Annotated in this window: 14 protein-coding genes; 5 read left to right on the forward strand and 9 right to left on the reverse strand. The window is 70.0% G+C overall.

Translation table 11 applies throughout. From position 1 onward, the window contains the following. Positions 1 to 117: 117 nt before the first annotated feature. From PWG71_RS28420 to metH, 6 genes are all read right to left on the reverse strand, one after another. Entirely contained in the window at positions 118 to 1,131 is a 1,014-nt protein-coding gene (locus PWG71_RS28420) for an ABC transporter permease (RefSeq protein WP_274813155.1), read from the reverse strand. An 85-nt stretch (positions 1,132 to 1,216) separates the two neighbouring features. After that, entirely contained in the window at positions 1,217 to 2,965 is a 1,749-nt protein-coding gene (locus PWG71_RS28425; protein WP_274813156.1) for an ABC transporter substrate-binding protein, read from the reverse strand. Between the two features lie 112 nt (positions 2,966 to 3,077). After that, positions 3,078 to 4,130, reverse strand: coding sequence for an ABC transporter permease (locus PWG71_RS28430; RefSeq protein WP_274813157.1), 1,053 nt, complete (start codon positions 4,128 to 4,130; stop codon positions 3,078 to 3,080). Between the two features lie 608 nt (positions 4,131 to 4,738). Continuing rightward, positions 4,739 to 5,239: a cellulose synthase gene (locus PWG71_RS28435; protein WP_274813158.1), complete on the reverse strand. Its 501-nt coding sequence runs from the start codon at positions 5,237 to 5,239 to the stop codon at positions 4,739 to 4,741. 167 nt (positions 5,240 to 5,406) lie between these two features. Then, positions 5,407 to 6,108 carry an HAD family hydrolase gene (locus tag PWG71_RS28440; protein WP_274813159.1) on the reverse strand — a complete coding sequence of 234 codons (702 nt, stop codon included), beginning with the start codon at positions 6,106 to 6,108 and terminating at the stop codon, positions 5,407 to 5,409. 291 nt (positions 6,109 to 6,399) lie between these two features. Next, complete coding sequence (gene metH / locus PWG71_RS28445) at positions 6,400 to 9,873, reverse strand: methionine synthase (protein WP_274813160.1); 3,474 nt, start codon at positions 9,871 to 9,873, stop codon at positions 6,400 to 6,402. Between the two features lie 423 nt (positions 9,874 to 10,296). Between metH and PWG71_RS28450 the strand changes: the two genes are divergently transcribed. Continuing rightward, complete coding sequence (locus PWG71_RS28450; RefSeq protein WP_274813161.1) at positions 10,297 to 11,133, forward strand: PAC2 family protein; 837 nt, start codon at positions 10,297 to 10,299, stop codon at positions 11,131 to 11,133. Between the two features lie 406 nt (positions 11,134 to 11,539). Here the strand turns inward: PWG71_RS28450 and PWG71_RS28455 are convergent, their stop codons facing one another. The 3 genes from PWG71_RS28455 to PWG71_RS28465 form a co-directional block, all read right to left on the reverse strand. Continuing rightward, positions 11,540 to 11,956, reverse strand: a complete 417-nt coding sequence (locus PWG71_RS28455; RefSeq protein ID WP_274813162.1) for an ABATE domain-containing protein — start codon at positions 11,954 to 11,956, stop codon at positions 11,540 to 11,542. Between the two features lie 163 nt (positions 11,957 to 12,119). After that, the gene (locus tag PWG71_RS28460) at positions 12,120 to 13,451 is read right to left on the reverse strand and encodes a sensor histidine kinase (protein WP_274813163.1); all 1,332 of its coding nucleotides are present in this window, start codon (positions 13,449 to 13,451) and stop codon (positions 12,120 to 12,122) included. Beyond that, positions 13,448 to 14,143, reverse strand: a complete 696-nt coding sequence (locus PWG71_RS28465) for a response regulator transcription factor (protein WP_274813164.1) — start codon at positions 14,141 to 14,143, stop codon at positions 13,448 to 13,450. Before PWG71_RS28465 ends, PWG71_RS28460 begins: the two co-directional genes overlap by 4 nt. Before the next feature lie 272 nt (positions 14,144 to 14,415). Between PWG71_RS28465 and PWG71_RS28470 the strand changes: the two genes are divergently transcribed. The 4 genes from PWG71_RS28470 to PWG71_RS28485 are packed head-to-tail and all read left to right on the forward strand — an operon-like array spanning position 14,416 to position 19,320. Then, positions 14,416 to 15,624, forward strand: coding sequence for an ABC transporter ATP-binding protein (locus PWG71_RS28470; protein ID WP_274813165.1), 1,209 nt, complete (start codon positions 14,416 to 14,418; stop codon positions 15,622 to 15,624). 5 nt (positions 15,625 to 15,629) lie between these two features. Beyond that, a complete protein-coding gene (locus PWG71_RS28475; protein ID WP_274813166.1) occupies positions 15,630 to 16,988 on the forward strand; it encodes an ABC transporter substrate-binding protein in 1,359 nt (452 codons plus the stop codon). A gap of 56 nt (positions 16,989 to 17,044) precedes the next feature. Beyond that, positions 17,045 to 18,412 carry an ABC transporter permease gene (locus tag PWG71_RS28480; protein ID WP_274813167.1) on the forward strand — a complete coding sequence of 456 codons (1,368 nt, stop codon included), beginning with the start codon at positions 17,045 to 17,047 and terminating at the stop codon, positions 18,410 to 18,412. Next, complete coding sequence (locus PWG71_RS28485; RefSeq protein WP_274813168.1) at positions 18,409 to 19,320, forward strand: carbohydrate ABC transporter permease; 912 nt, start codon at positions 18,409 to 18,411, stop codon at positions 19,318 to 19,320. Before PWG71_RS28480 ends, PWG71_RS28485 begins: the two co-directional genes overlap by 4 nt. The last annotated feature ends 726 nt before the right edge of the window (positions 19,321 to 20,046 follow it).

Consider the following 20,046-nt stretch of genomic DNA (forward strand, 5'->3'; position numbering starts at 1 on the left):
GGACGTCGCCGTCCATGGTCGGGAACGTCACCCGCAGGTCGTCCACCCGGACGACGGGCTCGGTCGAGGCCATGTCACATTTCCTTCACTAGAACTGATCTGGTCTGCCGTCGCGGGTCAGCCCGCGACGCGCACCCGCGGGTCGACGATCGGGTACAGCAGGTCGACGATCAGGTTGCAGACGACGATGAAGACGGCGCCCAGAAGCGTCACGCCGAGCACGACCGGCAGGTCCTTGCCGATGATCGCGTCGATGGCGTAGGCGCCCACGCCCTTGAGGGAGAACACCTTCTCGGTGAGGATGGCGCCTCCCAGGACCAGGCCCAGGTCCAGGCCGAAGATCGTGAGGATCGGGGTCAGCGCGGGGCGCAGGGCGTGCTTGAAGATCACCTTGCGCTCGCTCAGCCCCTTGGCGCGGGCGGTGCGGATGTAGTCCTCGCCCAGCACCTCCAGCATGCCCGCCCGGGTCTGGCGGGCGTACTGGGCGGCGTGCAGGAACGCCAGCGTCAACCAGGGCAGGATCATCGCGGTGAACCAGGCACCCGCGTCCTCCGTCAGCGGCGTGTAACGCGGGAGCGGGAAGAGTTTCCAGTCGTGGACGAGGAACGCCAAGGCCAGCAGACCGGTGAAGTAGATCGGCAGGGACACGCCGACCAGGGCCGTGCCCATCGCCAGACGATCGAAGAGGCTGCCCTTCTTGACCGCGGAGAGGACACCGACGGCCACGCCGCCGACGAGCCAGATGACGGCCGCGCCCAGCGCCAGCGACACGGTGATGGGCAACCGGCTCAGCAACTGCTCCAGCACGGGACTGTTGGTGCTGAAGGAGTAACCGAGGCAGGGAGCCGCGCACTCCACCGTCTCCCGGCCGAACTGGAACTGGTCACCGAAGAACAGGGACTTGAGGAAGTCGAAGAACTGCACGATGACGGGCTTGTCCAAGCCCAGCCGCGCCACGGTGGCGTCGAGCGCCTCCGGGGTGGGGGCCTTGCCCACGTACATCGCGGCCATACCGCGCGGGGTCACGCCCGCCCACTTGGGCAGGACGTAGAAGATCCAGAAGGTCACCGCCGTGACGACGGCGAGCAGCAGTAGTCCCGCACCGAGGCGGCGAAGAATATAGTTCAGCATCGCGGTCGGCGGCGGGGGCCCACGGGGCCGTGGACCCCCGCCGCGTTCACCTGCCTTCTCGTACTAGTTCAGGCCGGTCGGGGTACTAGCCCCGGTCGACGCCGAGCGCCATGAAGTCGTACATGGCGTAGGACGACGTGTAGTAGACGTTGGTCAGCTCGTCCGAGCGGTAGAACATCGCGCGGTCGAAGACGACCGGCATGATGGCGGCCTGCTCCATGACCAGGGTGTCGATCTGGCCGTAGAGGTCGGCGCGCTCGTCGGGGTCCTCGGTGGCGAGGGCCTGGTCCCAGAGCTCGTTGACCTCGGGGTCGTCCAGCTCAGCCATGTTGTAGTTACCGGTGGCCTGGATGGCGTCGCCGTCGGTGATCTTGGAGGCGAAGCCGTAGCCGGTGGCCCAGTCCGGGATCCAGCCGGAGACGCTCAGGCCGATGTCGTTCTCGCGAACGTAGTCCTGGGAACCGGCGTACTGGGCGAAGAAGTCCTCGGCCGGGAAGGTCTTGATCTCCAGCTCGATACCGACGCGCTTGAGCGACTCCTGGAGGGCCTCGGCGGTGGCCACGTCGTTCTCCCGGCCCTCGCGCACGGCGATGTTGGTCGAGAAGCCCTCGTCCTCGCCGCACTCCTCAAGCTTGGCCTGCGCCGCTTCGAGGTCACCCTTGTTGTCGGTGGACGGGTACAGGTCCGACTCGGGGTTCGAGCCGGAGATGGTCGGCGGAAGCAGGTTGGTGGCGATGTCGCCACCGCTCTCGCCGCCCCAGGCGCGGTGCAGGCTGTCCCGGTCCGCGGCGTACATGATCGCCTGACGGCAGGACGCGTCCTCGATGACCGGGGTGTGGATGTTGACGTAGCGCAGGGCACCGGAGAAGGGGTTGTCCAGGTTGGCCTGGGCGTCCTCGTCCGTGACCAGCTGGCTCTTCATCGCCGGACCCACACCGATGCCGGACAGGTCGACGTCGATCTCGCCGTTGATGAGGCGCTGGTCGATCTCGTTCTGGTCGACACCGAGCTCAACGGTGATCTCGTCCGGAAGCGCCGGCCGGATCGGGTCGGTGGCGGCGTCCCAGTGCTCGTTGCGGACCAGGTCGAGCTTCACGCCGGGCTCGTACTTGCCGTTGAACTTGTACGGGCCGGAGGAGAGGACGTTCTCCTTGTACAGGGCACCGCGGTCGGCGTCGACCGGCACGGGTGTCGTCTGCGGCTGGGTGAGGATGTAGGGGAACTCCGAGAAGCTCTTCTTGAGGTGGAAGACCAGGGTGTGGTCGTCCGGGGTCTCGATGGCGGTGAACGTCTCCAGCGGGTCCTCGACCTCGTAGACGTTGAACGTCTCCTGCTTCAGGTGGGACTCGAAGTAGCGCGGACCGTTGGGCAGTTCGCCGCCGTTGTAGTTGGAGCGGGCGATGCCGTACTTGATGTCCTGGGCGGTGATCTCGGAGCCGTCCTCGTACTTGAGGCCCTCCTGGATCTGGACCGTCCACTCGGTGAAGTCCTCGTTCGGCTCGGGCAGGGCCGCGGCGAGGTCGGTGGTCAGCTCGGTGGACGCCTCGGCCGGGGCCGGGGTGAACGCCAGGAGCGTACGGGCGTAGTAGCGGGAGAAGTTCCAGCTGAAGCCGTAGTACGTGTCGCCCGGGTCGGTGGAGTCGAAGTCCGAGGAGATGGCGTACCGCAGGGTGCCGCCGGTCTTGTCGGACGGGTTGACCACCTCGGTGGCGCCCTGGTTGAAGGCGCCCTGGTCGGCGGATCCGCCCTCGGTGGAATCGCCGCCGCCACAGGCGGAAAGGAAGATGGACGCCGCCGCACCGAGTGCGACGAAGCCGAGGGTGCGTTTCCTCAAGGAAGTGCCTCTCTTGCGAACCTGCTATGGGGATGGGATGGACCGCCGGGACCGGTGCGCCCTTGGCTTGGGTGCGGGCAGAGCGGATGCGCCGCACTCCGGGCGCACGGGCCTAGTCGGAGGTCCTGGGGTCGAAAGCGTCTCGGAGGCCGTCACCGAACAGGTTGAATGCGAGCACGGTGACGAAGATGGCCAGGCCGGGGATGATGATGAAGTAGGGGGCCGAGGAGTAGTAGTCGACCGCTTCGGAGAGCATCTTTCCCCAGCTCGGGGTGGGCGGGTTGATACCGACGCCCAGGAAGCTCAGGGCCGCCTCGAACAGGATGTTCGTGGGGATGAGCAGCGTGGAGTAGACCAGGATCGGCGTGATCAGGTTCGGCAGGATCTCCTTGAACAGGATGTGCCGGTTGCCCGCGCCCAGGCTCCGGGCCGCCTCGACGAACTCCCGCTCGCGGAGCGAGAGCGTCTGGCCGCGCACGATGCGGGCGATGTAGGGCCAGTTGAAGAACCCGATGATGAAGACGATGACACCGATGCGCAGGCCGTTGCCCTCCAAGCCGAGGAAGCCGCTGGGGATGACACCGACGAGGGCGATGGCGAAGAGCATCAGGGGGAAGGCCAGGAAGACGTCCATGGCCCGGCTGATGACGGTGTCGACCCAGCCGCCCTTGTAGCCGGCGATGATGCCGAGCAGGGTGCCCAGGACAACGCACAGCACGGTGGACAGGAACGCCACCAACAGCGAGATCTGCGCGCCGTAGAGGATCCGGCTGAACAGGTCGCGACCGGTCTTGGGCTCCAGACCCAGCAGGTGGTCGCCGCTCATCCCACCCCACTTGTCGACCGGGGGGACGAGCGCGCCATCGACCGCCTCGGTGTTGTCCGGGTCGGCGTAGGGCAGGTGCGTGTTGGGCTCGATCAGGTCCTGGTGGAACTGGGTGGGCGGGTGCCCGAACCACTTGACCAGCAGAGGCGCGAAGACCGCGGCCAGGATGAGGAGCACGACGACGACGCCGGACACCATCGCGACCTTGTCCTTGCGCAGGCGCTGCCAGGCGATCTGGCGCAGGGACCGGTTGTCGGCATCACCGCGCCCACCCGGGGCCTGGGCGGCCGCGGCCTCGGGCTGCTCCGCCGACTCTGGGGCATGCGAGGGCGCGCTCATCAGGCCACCACTCTCCACTCATACGCTTCTGGCCGAGGGGGACGGATCACACACGTGAGGCCCGGTGGGGGGTGACCCTGTCGAGGTCTCACGGGTGGGGCCGGCCGGTTCTCGACACTGGCTGGCGTGGGCGCCGGATCGACGGTGCGGGGATGCCCCGCCACCGCGGATCCCGCCCGCGGACATGACCTGGACCACATGAGGTTCTGGACACATCCGCAGGGCTTTCCGCCCAGGTTGTTACACAGCGACCAACCTACTCGCCCCTGAGGTGCATATCGTCCAATATCAGGTCATGTAGCTAAATCGTGACAAAGGATTTCAAAAGCCACATATAACGACAAATGAACCCATAGTTCGCATTCGTCGGATGACCGCCCCGAGCTGGGAGGACGCGGGTATATCGCCGGGCCCACCCTACGGCCGCGCGGGGGGCAGATCGCCACAAAGGCGGACAAGCTATGGCAAGTGCTATGACAGCCCACGGACCGATACCGACCCGCGGAAGGAACCCTCCCCCTGCGGGGATCGTCCGGTCCCGGGTGGTACCGCACACGCGACGGGGCCGCCCCGCCTCACGCGGAACGGCCCCGGGAACGTCGGCGGCCCTACTCGATGCCGTGCTTGCGCAACAGGTCCTCGATGTCGCCGAAGTCGGAGGGGTCCCCCTGCTTCGCGCCGCCCTTGGGCGCGCCGCCCACCTGACGGGAGGCGGCCGCACCGGCCGCGGGAGCGGTGCCCGCGCCGCCCGCAGCGGGCGTGCCGTCCTCGGGCGTCGTGGCGCGGCCCCGGGTGCCCACCCCCCGGGCCTTCATGACCCCGGAGACGACGTAGAGCACCACGGCCAGACCGGTCAGCGCCACACCGGCCCACACGATCGGGTTGAAGATCAGGCCCAGCAGGATGCCCAGGATGCTCAGCGCGAACTGCCACACGGCGGCCATCAGCCCCAGCAGTCCGGCCGCCAACGGCACCAGTGACCAGGCCACACCGCGCAGCCCGGACGCCGCCCCCTTGGCCCGCCACACCAGGAAGCTGATGACGAGGCCCACGAGGGTGAGGCCGCCGCCGAGGATCACACCGGTCATCGTCGTCAGAGTGTCAGGCATGACGCCAGTCTCCCATCCATCGCCTCGGCGCGCATCGGGCCGATCCCCTAGGGTGCGCTCCCCCGACCCGGCGTCCCGGGCGGAGAGCCTCATCCTCACCGTACCCACCACGGGGCGACGCTGGAGGGACGCGGCGCGAGTGACGCGGAGGCTGCGACGTTCGGTACTCAGCGACCGGCGACCAGGGACTCCAGCCACTCCAGGTCGACGCCGACCAGGCTGTCGCGGAAGACCACGCCCTCGCGCGGCGGGATCTCCACGTGGTCGGGCACCGCGACCGTGACGCACCCCGCGTCGGCCGCGGCGGTCACGCCCACCACCGAGTCCTCGAAGGCGACGCAGCGCCGGGGGTCGACGCCGAGCCGGCGCGCGGCCCGCAGATAGGGGTCGGGGTGGGGTTTGTTGGCCTCGACCTCGTCCCCCGCCACCGAGTCGTCGAAGCTCTCCAGCCCGATGCCGCCGATCGCGTCCTCGACCAGTTCCCGCTCGGTGGAGGTGACCAGCGACACCGGCACGCCCGCGGCCGACAGCAGCCGCACCAGGTCCTTGGCGCCGGGGCGCAGCTCGGCGCCCTCGGCCAGCTTGGCGCGGAACCGGGCGTAGAGCAGGTCGGCGACCTCGCGCGGGGAGAGGTGGTGGGCGCCGGTCAGCTCGATGATGTAGCGGCCCACCGGTTCGGCGGCGTTACCGATGTTGGCGGCGTGGTCGTGTTCGGTCCACACGCCCCCGAGCGCGGCGGCGGTCTCCGCCTCGGCCTCGCCCCACAGGTGTTCGCTCTCGATGAGGGTGCCGTCCATGTCCAGGAGCACCGCCTGGAGGCGGCGGCCGGTCGCGGCGGTCTCAGGGTTCGGCGTGCTGGGTTCGGTCATGAGCTCGGTGGTGGTCCGGGCCGGACGCACCACGCTCTCCCCTCGTGTGCAGTGCTGTCGTGTACGGACGTCGCCCCCGTCACGGCCCGGACGGGACCGGCCGCCGGTCCCATCGTGGCGGCGGTGGGGCGATCGCCCGTGAAGTCGGGCCGTCGCCGTCCTTTCCACCGTACGAATTCTCGCCCCGCCGCGCAGGACGAAAAGTGACGAAACGGTCGAGAGGTGGCCCACACTCCGGACACGACCGTGGCCGGGCACCGGGCCCGGCCACGATCACGCCCTCGGCGAGGGTCAGACGTTGAAGTAGGTCGCCTCCGGGTGGTGGACCACGATCGCGTCGGTGGCCTGCTCGGGCACCAGCTGGAACTCCTCCGACAGGACCACACCGACCCGCTCCGGCTCCAACAGGCGCATGATCTTGGCCCGGTCCTCCAGGTTCGGGCAGGCGCCGTACCCCAGTGAGAAGCGGGCGCCCCGGTAGCCGAGCTTGAAGAACGCCTCCAGTTCGGCGGGGTCGTCGCCGGCGAAGCCCAGTTCGGCGCGCACCCGCGTGTGCCAGTACTCCGCCAGGGCCTCGGTGAGCTGTACCGACAGGCCGTGCAGTTCGAGGTAGTCGCGGTAGGCGTTCCTCTCGAACAGCTCGGCGGTGGCCCGGCTGATGGCCGACCCCACGGTGACCACCTGGAAGGAGACCACGTCCAGCTCCCCCGCGTCCTTGGGCCGGAAGTAGTCGGCCAGGCACAGGTGGCGGTCGCGGCGCTGGCGCGGGAACGTGAAACGGGTGCGCTCGGTCACCCCGTCCTCGTCCAGCACCACCAGGTCGTTCCCCTCGCTGTAGCAGGGGAAGTGGCCGTGCACGACCGCGGCCTCCAGCAGGCCGTCGGTCTGGATGCGGTCCAGCCACATCCGCATGCGCGGTCGGCCCTCGGTCTCCACCAGCTCCTCGTAGGAGGGGCCCTCGCCGCCCCGGGCGGCCTTGAGCCCCCACTGGCCCATGAAGGTGGCCCGCTCGTCGAGGAACGCGGCGTAGTCCGCCAGCGGGATGCCCTTGCTGATGCGGTCCCCGAAGAACGGCGGGGCCGGCACCCGGTTGTCGGTGGCCACGTCGCTGCGGGTCGGCATCTCCTCGGGTTCGGTGACCTTCAGGGTGGCGCCCCGCTTGACGCGGCGCTCACGCAGCCGAGGCAGGCTCGCGCCCTCATCGCCGCGCTTGACCGCCATGAACGCGTCCATCAGGCGCAGGCCCTCGAAGGCGTCCTTGGCGTAGCGGACCTCGCCGTCGAACACCTCGGCCAGGTCCTGTTCCACGTAGGAGCGGGTGAGCGCGGCGCCGCCCAGCAGGACGGGGAACCGCTCGGAGATCCCCCGGGAGTTCATCTCCTCCAGGTTCTCCTTCATGATCACCGTGGACTTGACGAGCAGCCCGGACATCCCGATGACGTCGGCGCGCTCGCGCTCGGCCGCCTCCAGGATCGCCGAGACCGGCTGCTTGATGCCGATGTTGACGACGTCGTAGCCGTTGTTGGACAGGATGATGTCGACGAGGTTCTTGCCGATGTCGTGGACGTCGCCCTTGACCGTGGCCAGGACGATGCGACCCTTGCCGTCGCTGTCGGTCTTCTCCATGTGGGGTTCGAGGTAGGCCACCGCGGTCTTCATGACCTCGGCGGACTTCAGGACGAACGGGAGCTGCATCTTGCCGGAACCGAACAGCTCGCCGACCGTCTTCATCCCCGAGAGCAGGGTGTCGTTGACGATCGCCAGGGCGGGCCTGCCCTCCAGGGCCTCGTCGAGGTCGGCCTCGATGCCGGCGAGTTCGCCGTCGATGATGCGGCGCTCCAGACGCTCCCACAGGGGCAGCGCGGCCAGTTCCTCGGCGCGGGAGGCCTTCATGGACTTGGCGTCCACGCCCTCGAACATCTCCATGAACCGGGAGAGCGGGTCGTAGTCGCCGTCGCGGCGGTCGTAGACGAGGTCGAGGGCGACCTTCAGCTGGTCCTCGGGGATCTGGTTGATCGGCACGATCTTGGAGGCGTGCACGATCGCCGAGTCCAGGCCCGCCTGGACCGCCTCGTTGAGGAACGCTGAGTTCAGCACGATGCGGGCGGCGGGGTTGACGCCGAAGGACAGGTTGGACAGGCCCAGGGTGGTCTGGACGTCGGGGTAACGGCGTTTGAGCTCGCGGATGGCCTCCAGCGTCTCGATGCCGTCGCGCCGGGTCTCCTCCTGGCCGGTGGTGATGGGGAAGGTGAGGCAGTCGATGATGATGTCGCTCGTGCGCATCCCCCACTCACCGGTGATCTGGTCGATGAGGCGGGACGCCACCCGGACCTTCCACTCGGCGGTGCGGGCCTGACCCTCCTCGTCGATGCACAGGCCCACGACGGCGGCGCCGTGCTCCTTGACCAGGGCCATGATGCGGGTGAACCGGGAGTCGGGGCCGTCGCCGTCCTCGTAGTTGACCGAGTTGACGACGGCGCGTCCGCCCAGCGCCTCCAGACCGGCCTCCAGCACGGGGGGCTCGGTGGAGTCGAGCATGACCGGCAGGGTGGAGGAGGTCGCCATCCGGGAGGCGAGCTCGCGCATGTCGCGCACACCGTCGCGGCCCACGTAGTCGATGTTGAGGTCGAGCAGATGGGCACCGTCGCGGATCTGGTCGCGGGCGATCTCCACACAGCCGTCCCAGTCCTCGGCGAGCATCGCATCGCGGAACTTCCTGGAACCGTTGGCGTTGGTGCGCTCACCGATGGCCAGGTAGCTGGCGTCCTGGCGGAAGGGGACGCTCTGGTAGAGGGAGGAGGCCGCGGCCTCCAGGATCGGCTTGCGGTTCTTGATCCCCCGTCCCTGCACCCGCTCGACGACCCGGCGCAGGTGCTCGGGGGTGGTGCCGCAGCAACCACCGACCAGGCTCAGACCGAACTCGGACGTGAAGGTGTCGTGGGCCTCGGCCAGCTCCTGCGGCGTGAGGGAGTAGACGGCCCCCTCGGGGCCCAGCTCGGGCAGGCCGGCGTTGGGCATGCAGGAGACGGGCAGGCGCGAGTAGTGCGACAGGTAGCGCAGGTGCTCGCTCATCTCGACCGGGCCGGTGGCGCAGTTGAGACCGATCATGTCGATGCCGAGCGGTTCCAGGGAGGTCAGCGCGGCGCCGATCTCCGAACCGAGGAGCATGGTGCCGGTGGTCTCGATGGTGACCTGGGCGATGACGGGGACGTCCTTGCCGAGCGCCTTGCGGGCCCGCTGCGCCGCGACCACGGCCGCCTTGACCTGCAACAGGTCCTGGCAGGTCTCGATCAGGATCGCGTCGGCGCCGCCGTCGATGAGGCCCCGGGAACACTGCTCGTAGTAGTCGCGCAGGAGCGCGTAGGGGGCGTGGCCGAGCGTCGGCAACTTGGTGCCCGGTCCCACCGAACCCAGGACGTAGCGGGGCTGGTCGGGGGTGGAGAAGGAGTCGGCGGCCTCACGGGCGACGCGGGCGCCGGCCTCCGCGATCTCGTAGGTGCGGTCTTCGATGCCGTATTCGGCCAGACCGGCGTAGTTCGCGGAGAAGGTGTTGGTCTCGATGCAGTCCGAGCCCACCGCCAGGAAGGCCGCGTGGGTGTCGTGGACGATGTCCGGGCGGGTGACGTTGAGGATGTCGTTGCATCCCTCGTGCCCTTGGAACTGGTCCAGGTCGAGATCGTGCGCCTGGAGCATGGTCCCCATCGCGCCGTCCGCCACGACGACTCGCTGGGAGAGCGCTTCACGGAAGGTCAGGCGAGCTTTCATATTCCGCAACTCTAATCTCGGGGCACCCGGAGGATCCGGTGCGCGACCCCCGTCTTCCCCGTCGATTCGCGGTGAGAAGGGTGCCCGTGCCGGTGCAGTCCGGCTCTCCCCGTCCCGTGGGCGCCCCCGAGCAGTGGCGGGCTCGGTCGGACCCGTGGAACAGTGGCGGCGAGGCCGCCGGGCTGGTCACTCACTGAACCGATCCGTGGTGCGATCGGGTCGATGCGGCCGGGACTACGGTGTCCGAATCAGTCGCTGCCCCGAGGCTACAACATCTGCCGTTTCGCAACGTGGGCCAGGTGCTCGCACCGGTGTCCCCCAGGGTGTCCGGGGGCGTCGGCGTGAGGAGTCCGTATAACCGTTCCCTCCGCGGGGTGCCACCCCATAGGGTGGATTGCGTTCGCGTCCAGGAAGGGGCCGCCGATGACCAAGCTCACCCGGGAACTCGTGGACCCGGTGCTGGTGGCTGCGTTCGAGGGCTGGAACGACGCCGGAGAAGCGGCGAGTCTGGCCGTGGAGCACCTGGCCCGGGAGTGGGATGCCCAGGAGCTGTGCGCACTCACACCCGACGACTACTACGACTTCCAGGTGACCCGGCCGCGTTTGACGGTCGTGGACGGTCTGGTCGGCCCGGTCGAATGGCCCACCACCCGTTTCCGGGTGGCCACCATGCCCGGCGGGCGTGATGTGGTGCTGGTCACCGGCCCCGAGCCCAACATGCGGTGGCGCTCCTACGCCGCCGACCTCATGTCGGTCGCCCGGGGACTGGGAGTACGGCGCGCCGTGATGCTGGGGTCGCTGCTGGCCGACGCCCCGCACACCCGGCCGATCCCGGTGACGGGCATGGCGTCCCCGCGCGAGCTGGGCGCCGAGATGGGGCTGGAGGCCACCACCTACGCGGGGCCCACCGGCATCGTCGGCGTGGTGCACGAGGCGTTCTCCACCGCCGGGGTGGAGGCCGTGTCCCTCTGGGCGGCCATCCCCCACTACGTGGCGCAGCCGCCGTGCCCCAAGGCGACGTTGGCGCTGCTGGCCTGGGTGGAGGACTTCGCGGGCGCCACGGTGCCGCTGGGGTCGCTGCCGGAGGACGCGGCGTCGTGGGAGGCGGGGGTCAACGACCTCACCGCCGAGGACGAGGACATCGCCGCCTACGTGCGGGGCCTGGAGGAGGCCAAGGACACGGCGGAACTGCCGGAGGCCTCGGGCGACGCGATCGCCCGCGAGTTCGAACGCTACCTGCGCCACCGCGACGACGACTGAGACCCGTGTCACGGGTGTCCCCGCCCGGTCCCGGATCCCCGGGGCCGGGCGGCGGCGTTCGGCCCCGGACGTACGACCGCCCGATCATCGAAGGCCCGAGGACGAGAGGGCCGCACCGGTGATCGGCCCACTCCCCCGCCTCGACACCCGGCCGGCCGCGCTCCTCGCACAGGCGGGCCGAGTCGCCCCCCGCGGGAGCCCGCGTACCCCCATGACGCGGCGTGGGCGGGGACGGCTCCCGGGATCGAGGGGAGGGAGAGCACGGCGGAGCCGGGCACGGGTCCCTCCCCGGACGGTCGGTGACGGCCGTGGCCCGTCCCACGGAGGGCCCACCCTCGCGCGGGGGCGTCCCGTCAGGGTCCGCCCGGATCCCCGCGCACCGATCGCACGCGTGGGCCGCCCCGGATCAGTGGCGCAGGTGACGCCACTCGCCGGTGGAGAGCACGCTCGCCCAGGCGCCGGCGATACGGGCCAGGCCCCGCCGCACCTCGTCCACGACGGCGGGGGCGAGCTGCTCGCGTCCGGGCTGGAGGCGCACGGTGACGCGGAGGCCGTCGAGCACCTTCTGGCCGCGGGCGAGCACCTCGGGGTCGGGTTCGGGGGCGTTCTCCAGGACGGCGCGGATGCCCTCGCGCAGGGCGATGGCCTCGTCCAGATCGGCGAGGGTGATCGGGATGGCCCCTTCGGTCGCCAGGCGGTGGGCGCGCAGGAACCGTGCCAGTCCGGCGCGATCGCCGAAGGCGGGACCGGTGGAGACGAAGGCGGCGATGAGTTCGGCCGCGGGACTGATCCGCACGGGGGTCTGGGTCTTCATGGAGGTCATCCCACCACGCTTCGCTACCGGATTCCGGCGAATAACGGGGCCGGTGGCCACAGGTGGTCACCGCACACGCGCACATAGCAGCGAAAAAGGACGAAGTGACCCTGATAACCCGAGAAGTCAACGATTTTGCGCCGACCCGAAACGGAGCCGAAGTACGGACCGTTCAGCCGGATCGACGCAGACGCCACGCTCGGGGCTGATCGGCCTCGTGCGGAACGCCCACCTCGGCGAAGCGGGCCCGCACCCGAGCCCCGCCCAACCTTCCGCGTTCCAGGTGCACGGTTCCCCCGGTGGCCTCCACCGCGTGCCGTACGATGTCCAGCCCCAACCCCGTGGAACCCCCGCCGCTGGCCCCGCGCCGCAACGCCGACGCCGGGTCGGCGAACCCCGGACCGGCGTCCTCCACGTTCAACGTCACCCACCCGGCGTGCCGGACCACGGTCACCGACAGCGGACTCCCCGCCGGGGTGTACCGGAACACGTTCCCGACCAGGGCGTCGAGCACCGCCGCGCACTCCTCCGAGGGCAGCGCCACCCGGGCCGGCCCACCGGGCAGGTCCACCTCCACCTGTCGCCCCTGGTCGCCGCCGAGCATGGACCAGAACCCCATCCGTGAGCGCACCGCCTCGGCCAGATCGCACTCGCGTTCCCCCGCGAGCGACCCGGCGCTCGGACGCACGTTGCGGATGATGTCGTCCACGTCCCGTTCCAGGGCCGCGATCGCGTCCCTGATCCGCTCGCCCTCCGTGTCGGGCAGGAACTCGGCGTCCAAACGCAGCGCGGTCAAGGGGGTGCGCAGCCGGTGGGAGACGTCGGCGGCCATCTCCCGTTCCTTGGAGAGCAGATCCTGGACACGCTCGCCGATCGCGTTGATGGAATCCCCGAGCACCACCAGATCACGCGGTCCGTGCACCCGCACCCGGGCGTTGAGTCTGCCCTCACCGATGCTCACGGCCGTCATCGCCAGCGCGCGCAGGGCCCGGAGAGCGGGCCTGCTGAGCCGATCCGCCACGACGACCGCGCCGAGCACCGCGAGCACCGCCGCGAGCACCAGACCGGCCAGCACCGGCAGGACCTCGCCCAGAACGGTGCCCGCGGGCAGGTACACCTCCACCACGGCGACCTCCCCCTCGGAGGTACGGGCCGCCGACAGGTGCACCGTGCCGCCCTCCACCCGGACGGGGTCGACCTCGCCGACGCGCGCCGCCTCCACGTCGTCGGCCGCCGAACGGCTGGCACCGACGGCGGGGCGGCCGGGCAGGTGCACGGCGGCGTGCCCGCGCTGCCCGGCCGGGACGGCGGCCAGCACCCGGTGCAGGGCGTCGGGGTCGGCGTCCACCGACACCGCCGTGGCGACCAGGTCGGCCTGGAGCCGGACCCGGCCCTCGGCGCGTTCGCGGGTGTCCCACCACAGCCACGGCGTCGCCACCGCCAGCATCACCACCGCCACGAGGGCGGTGGTCAGGGTCACCAGACGCGCGAGGAGGCCCCTCACCCGGGTTCCACCATCTTCAGGCCGACGCCGCGCACCGTGCGCAGGTAGCGGGGATGCCCCGCGCTCTCCCCGAGTTTGCGGCGCAGCCAGGACACGTGCACGTCGATGGTCTGGTCGTGGCCCACCAACGGGTGCTGGTGCCAGACCGTCTCCACGAGTTCGCGACGGGTGACGACCTTACCGACGTTCTCGGCCAGGTGGGCGAGCAGGTCGAACTCGCGGCGGGACAGGTCCAGGACCCGACCCTCCAGCACCGCCTCGCGCCGTTCCAGGCTGATGACCAGATCGCCCACGACCAGATCGGCCTGCTCGTCGTCGCGGGAGGGGCCGCGCGAGGACCGCCGCAGCAACGCGTTGATGCGCGCGGCCAGCTGCGCGCTGGAGAACGGTTTGACCACGTAGTCGTCGGCGCCGTCGTTGAGCAGCCGCACGATCGTGGGCTCGTCGCCGCGCGCCGTCGCCACGATCACCGGGACATCGCTGTACCCCCGGAGCATGCGCAGGGCCGAGGCGCCATCGAGATCGGGCAGCCCCAGATCGAGGATGACCAGATCCGGGGTGTGCTCGGTCGCCTCGCGCAACGCCTCCAAGGCCGTGCCCACGGGGTGCACGACATGCCCGAGGTGACTCAGGGCCCGCATCAGGGCCCCGCGCACCATGGGGTCGTCCTCCACCAACAACACCGTCGCCATGCGCTCACGTTAACCAAGGATGAAGCGCCGCACGAGCCCCGAGACACCGACCGAACAGGACGAACGCACCGGGAACCCACCGAACGGGGAGGAGGGGCCGCCGGTTTAAGTCGAATGAGACGGTGCGTTAAGGCTTCCTTAGGGTGCCCCGCATTACTGTCAACTCACGTCGCCGCAGGGTGGCGGGGGTCACATGACAGGTCCGCCCGCCCCGGCGACACCGGTTCGACGGCGGCCCCGGTCCGGCCGCCACCATTCTAGACGGAGACGCCGTGGCGGAGATAGTGATCGACGGCCTGGGCAAGGTCTACACCGACGGGACCAGGGCCGTGAACGACCTGTGCCTGGACATCCAGGACGGCGAGTTCCTCGTCCTGGTCGGCCCCTCCGGGTGCGGAAAGACCACCGCCCTGCGCATGATCGCCGGGCTGGAGTCGATCAGTGAGGGAACGATCCGCATCGGGAACCGCGTCGTCAACGACGTCCCCGCACGGGATCGCGACGTGGCCATGGTCTTCCAGTCCTACGCCCTGTACCCGCACCTGAACATCTTCGAGAACATCGCCTTCGGGTTGCGCCTGCGCAAACTGCCCAAGGCGGAGATCGAGGAGCGGGTGCGCGAGGTCGCCCGGATCCTGGAACTGGAGGAGCACCTCCAGCGCAAACCCGGCAACCTGTCCGGCGGCCAGCGTCAGCGGGTGGCCATGGGGCGGGCCATCGTCCGCCGTCCCCGGGCGTTCCTCATGGACGAACCCCTGTCCAACCTGGACGCCAAACTCCGCGTGCAGATGCGCGCCCAGATCGCCCGCATCCAGCGCGACCTGGGCGTGACCACGGTCTACGTCACCCACGACCAGACCGAGGCGATGACCCTGGGCGACCGGGTCGCCGTGATGAAACGCGGCGTCCTGCAACAGGTCGGACCACCCCAGGAGCTGTACGACCACCCCCGCAACCTGTTCGTCGCGGGTTTCGTCGGCTCGCCCGGCATGAACCTGCTCATCGCCTCCCTCACGGACGACGACGGACACTTCCGTCTGCGCCTGGGCGACCAGACCCTCGACCTTCCCGAAGGCCTGCTGCACCGACGGCCCGCCCTGCGCGGCTACGCCGGGGCCAAGGTCGTCCTGGGCATCCGCCCCGAGGACATGGAGGACGCCGCGATCGTCGGCGCCGCCGAGGGGGCGACCCTCACCTCGGTCGCCGACCTGGTCGAGGCCATGGGCTCCGACGTCCTGGTCCACTTCCCCCTGGGCGCCGACCCCGTCGTCACCGAGGACACCCGCGAACTGGCCCGAGACGCGGGCGCCGACGACACCCTCTCCACCGGTTCCGAGGGCGTGGTCCTCGTCGGTCGCTTCAGCCCCCGCACCCATGTCTTCGAGGGCCAGGACATCACCATCGCCGTCGACACCGAACGGCTCCACTTCTTCGACCCGGCCACCGGCAAGGCCATCCACGACCACGACTCCCAGGAGTGAGACCCATGACGTCATCCCCCTCTCCCTCGTCCCGTCCCGACCTCTCCACCCGGCGTGCTCCACGCGGTGCCGCGCGCCGTGCCCCGGCGGTCACCGCCGCCGCCCTGGCCCTGACCCTGGCCGCCACGGCCTGCGGTGGCGGTGGCGGCTCCGACACCGACCTCGGATCGGTGAACCTGGAGATCGTCGGCCCCTGGGCCGGCGCCGAACAGGAGGCCTTCGAGCAGGTCCTGGACCTGTTCGAGTCCCAGACCGGCGCCACCGTGACCTACAGCGGCGTGGGGGACGAACTGTCCACCGTCCTCCAGACCCGGATCCAGGGCGGTGACGTGCCCGACGTGGCGCTCATCCCCCAGCCCGGCCTCGTCCACCACTTCGTCTCGGAGGGCGCGCTGGTGCCCCTCACCGACGAGGTGATCACCGACATGGACGCCAACATGGCCGACGCCTGGCGCGAGATCGGATCCGTGGACGGACAGGCGTACGGCGTGTACCTGAAGGTCACCAACAAGTCCCTCGTCTGGTACAACGACGACCTCTTCCAGGAGACCGGCGCCGAGGTCCCCGAGACCTGGGACGAGTTCACGGAGCTGTCCCGGGACCTGGCCGACGTGGGCGTCAGCCCGCTCTCGGTGGCGGGCGCCGACGGCTGGGTCCTCACCGACTGGTTCGAGAACGCCTACCTCCAGATCGCCGGCCCGGAGAAGTACGACGCGCTGAGCGCGCACGAGATCCCCTGGACCGACCCCAGCGTCCAGGAGACCCTCGAAACCCTGGCCGAGGTCTGGGGAGAGCCGGACCTGCTCGCCGGCGGTACCGGCACCCTTCAGACCGACTTCCCCACCTCGGTGACGAACGTGTTCAACGACGACCCCTCCGCCGCCATGGTGGTGGGCGCCGACTTCATCGGCGGCGTGGTCTCCTCCAGCACCGACGCGGCCGTCGGCGAACAGGCCCTGCACTACCGGTTCCCCTACATCGCCGGGGACGGTGAAGCCGTCGTGGTGGCCGGCGACGCCGCCGTGGCCATGACCGATGACGAGGCCACCATGGAACTGCTGCGCTTCCTGAGCTCCCCCGAGGCCGCGGGCGAATGGGCCGCCCAGGGCGGGTTCGTCTCGCCCAACCGGCACGTGACCGCCGACACCTACGCCGACCCGCTCACCGGCCAGGTCGCCGAACAGATCGTCACCGCCGGCGACAACATCCGCTTCGACCTGTCCGACCTGCAGCCCGCCGCCTTCGGCGCCACCGTCGGCGATGGCATGTGGCAGGCCCTCCAGGACTTCCTGGGCGACCCCTCCGACGTCGAGGGGACCATGGAGCGTCTGGAGGCGGAGGCCGCCGAAGCCTACGGAGAATGACGAGCCCGCTCCCGTTCGCTCCCGTTCCCGCTCCCGCATCCACGACCAGGGTTGACATGATCACCGATGACACGCTCCCCGCCGGTGGCGACACCGGCGGGGGCGCCGCCCCGCCCCCCGGGGGACCCGTATCCGACCATCGACCGGGCCGCCTGCGCCGACTGTTCGGCCCGGCCGCGCTGTTCCTCCTGCCCGCCCTGCTGTTCCTGGCGGTGTTCCTCGCCTACCCGGCCGTGTACTCCGTGGTGCGCAGTCTCTTCGACGGCTCCGGAGACCGGTTCGTCGGACTGGACAACTACCAGCGGATGTTCACCGACCAGCGCACCTTCACCGCGATCCGCAACACCGGGATCTGGGTGCTGGTCGCCCCGGCGCTGGTCACCGGGCTGGGGCTGATCCTGGCGGTGTTGACCGAACGCATCCGCTGGGCGACCGCCTTCAGGATCCTGCTGTTCATGCCGATGGCGATCTCACTGTTCGCCTCCGGCATCATCTTCCGGCTCGTCTACGACGAGAGCCCCGAACGGGGCGTGGTCAACGCGGCCATCGTGACCGTGCACGACGTGTTCGCGGCCCCCTCGGAGTACCCGGGCGCCCGCCCCCGCGAGGGGCTGGCCGCGGACCCGACCCTGGGCGGGTACACCACCACGGGCGCCCACTCCCTCGGAGACGTGGTCACCCTGCCCCTGGTGGGCATCCGCCCCGGCGCGCTGCCCGAACAGGCCGCCGCGGCGGGCCTGCCCGAGGCCGAGCCCGACGTCCTCCAGGGCGTCGTCTGGCTGGACTCCGCCCTGGGCGGGGAACCCGGCGTCATCGACGAGGGCGAGAACGGCATGCCCCGGGTGACGGTGCGCGCGCTGAGCGGGAACGAGGTCGTCGCCACCGCCACCACCGGCGACGACGGACGGTTCGTCCTACCCGACCTGGCACCCGGCGAGTACACGCTGCACCTGGTGGAGGAGAACTTCACCGAACCCTTCAACGGGCTGACCTGGTTGGGATCCGGCCTGATCACACCGGTGATCATCTCAGCGTGGGTGTGGATCATGACCGGTTTCGCGATCACGTTCATCGCCGCCGGGCTCGCCGCCATCCCCCGCGACGCTCTGGAGGCCGCCCGGGTGGACGGCGCCACCGAATGGCAGGTGTTCCGCAAGGTCACCATCCCGCTGCTGGGACCACTGCTGCTGGTGGTGTTCGTGACCCTGGTGATCAACGTCCTCAAGATCTTCGACCTGGTGTTCGTCATCGCGCCCGGGTCGGTCCAGGCCGACGCGAGCGTGATCGCCCTCCAGATGTGGCAGGTGTCCTTCGGGGCGGGCGGCAACCAGGGGCTGGGCAGCGCGCTCGTGGTCCTGCTGCTGGTCCTGGTGCTGCCGATCATGTACTTCAACATCCGCCGATTCCGCAAGGAGCGCTCGTGAGCACGCCGACCCGGAGTACACCCTCCGTCGTCGAGGTGTCGGTGTCCGGGGCCCCCCGCCGGGGTGCCGTCAGCCGACTCGTCGACCGTCTCGGGAACGGGACGCTCCAGTGCGTTCTCGTGCTGATCGCCCTGTTCTGGATGATCCCCGTGGTGGGGTTGCTGTTGGTGTCGTTGCGGTCGGAGTCGGCCAACACCAACAGCGGGTGGTGGACGATCCTCCTGGAACCCACCGAACTGACCCTGAACAACTACGAGAGGCTGCTGGACAACCAGGTCGTCCTCCAGTCGTTCCTCAACACCGTGTACATCTCGGTGCCCTCGACGGTGCTGGTCGTGTTCATCGGGGCGCTGGCCGCCTACGCGCTGGTGTGGCTCGACTTCCCCGGGCGCGACTGGGTCATGGTGGGCGTGGTGGGATTGCTGGTACTGCCCATCCAGGCGTCGCTGATCCCGATCTCACAGATGTACGGGGCGATGGGGATCTTCGGGTCGATCACCGGGGTGATCCTGTTCCACGTCGCGTTCGGGCTGCCGTTCGCGGTGTTCCTGCTGCGGAACTTCTTCGTGGGGATCCCGCGCGACCTGCTGGAGGCGGCCCGTATGGACGGGGCCGGGGAATGGCGGATCTTCCGCAAGGTGGTCCTGCCGGTGGCCCGACCGGCGCTGGCGTCGCTGGCGGTGTTCCAGTTCCTGTGGGTGTGGAACGACATGCTGGTGGCACTGGTGTTCACCAGCCCGGACGCGGCGCCGCTGACCGTGGCGTTGCGCTCACAACTGCGGCAGTTCGGGAGCAACATCGACCTGCTGGCGTCGGGGGCGTTCCTGTCGATGGTGGTGCCGTTGGTGGTGTTCTTCGCCTTCCAGAGGTACTTCGTCCAGGGGGTGTTCGCGGGCTCCACGAAGTGACGGTGTCCCGCCCCGGGTCCGGCCGCGGAGAGCGGCCGGACCGACCACACGTCGGCGGGCGCCCTCCCCGACGGTGAGGGCGCGTCCGGCCCGATGAAGCGCGTGCCACACCAGCGGCCCCGCGGCCCACACTCCCGGTCACCTCCGGGCCGCGGGGCCGCCTTTCGCGTGCCGCGGTCGGACGAAGGCGCGCCGGGCGGGAGCACACCGCGCCCTGGGGGGTGCGCTCATGGGAGGACCATCCTTGGTGCAGCCCTTTCGGGTGAGTCCGTGACCTCTCGGTCCCGGTGGGTGCGTGGCCGGTTGTGCGAGCCGTCCGACGACCACGATGAGTTCCGCCATCCCCGCCGGGCCGAGGTCGTCCGATCGTCTCCGGGGGCACGCCCCGCAGAGAATCGATCAACGAGCCCTATCGAGGCCACGGTCACCGACGTCAACCGGCTCGCCGGAAACGGCACCCGCACGTCACTCGGATCCTCGCCCGTGCCCGGCTGCGCGTGATGTGGGCCTGCTGACGTGGCGGATACCGCCATGACCCTGTCGCACACCAACGCGGAGACGAGATCGTCACCACCTCGAAGGCGCCTTTGGCGGCGCAGGGGTCGGCGGTGGTCTTCGTCAGGTCCGTTCCGGGACGACGGCGGGGGTTCTGCACCGTCCCATCCCCGCCCCGCGCTTCAACCCCTCAGCCCTGATCCAACAACCGAGCGCAACGGATCAACCCCA

This window comes from Nocardiopsis sp. N85, from assembly GCF_028882275.1.
GTDB classification, from domain to species: Bacteria; Actinomycetota; Actinomycetes; order Streptosporangiales; family Streptosporangiaceae; genus Nocardiopsis; species Nocardiopsis lambiniae.

Excerpts from the sequence above, each read along its gene's own strand:
- PWG71_RS28420 (WP_274813155.1), bottom strand. The coding sequence starts at position 1,131 with ATGCTGAACTATATTCTTCGCCGCCTCGGTGCGGGACTACTGCTGCTC.
- PWG71_RS28430 (WP_274813157.1), bottom strand. The coding sequence starts at position 4,130 with ATGAGCGCGCCCTCGCATGCCCCAGAGTCGGCGGAGCAGCCCGAGGCC.
- PWG71_RS28435 (WP_274813158.1), bottom strand. The coding sequence starts at position 5,239 with ATGCCTGACACTCTGACGACGATGACCGGTGTGATCCTCGGCGGCGGC.
- PWG71_RS28440 (WP_274813159.1), bottom strand. The coding sequence starts at position 6,108 with ATGACCGAACCCAGCACGCCGAACCCTGAGACCGCCGCGACCGGCCGC.
- metH (WP_274813160.1), bottom strand. The coding sequence starts at position 9,873 with ATGAAAGCTCGCCTGACCTTCCGTGAAGCGCTCTCCCAGCGAGTCGTC.
- PWG71_RS28450 (WP_274813161.1), top strand. The coding sequence starts at position 10,297 with ATGACCAAGCTCACCCGGGAACTCGTGGACCCGGTGCTGGTGGCTGCG.
- PWG71_RS28455 (WP_274813162.1), bottom strand. The coding sequence starts at position 11,956 with ATGACCTCCATGAAGACCCAGACCCCCGTGCGGATCAGTCCCGCGGCC.
- PWG71_RS28465 (WP_274813164.1), bottom strand. The coding sequence starts at position 14,143 with ATGGCGACGGTGTTGTTGGTGGAGGACGACCCCATGGTGCGCGGGGCC.
- PWG71_RS28475 (WP_274813166.1), top strand. The coding sequence starts at position 15,630 with ATGACGTCATCCCCCTCTCCCTCGTCCCGTCCCGACCTCTCCACCCGG.
- PWG71_RS28480 (WP_274813167.1), top strand. The coding sequence starts at position 17,045 with ATGATCACCGATGACACGCTCCCCGCCGGTGGCGACACCGGCGGGGGC.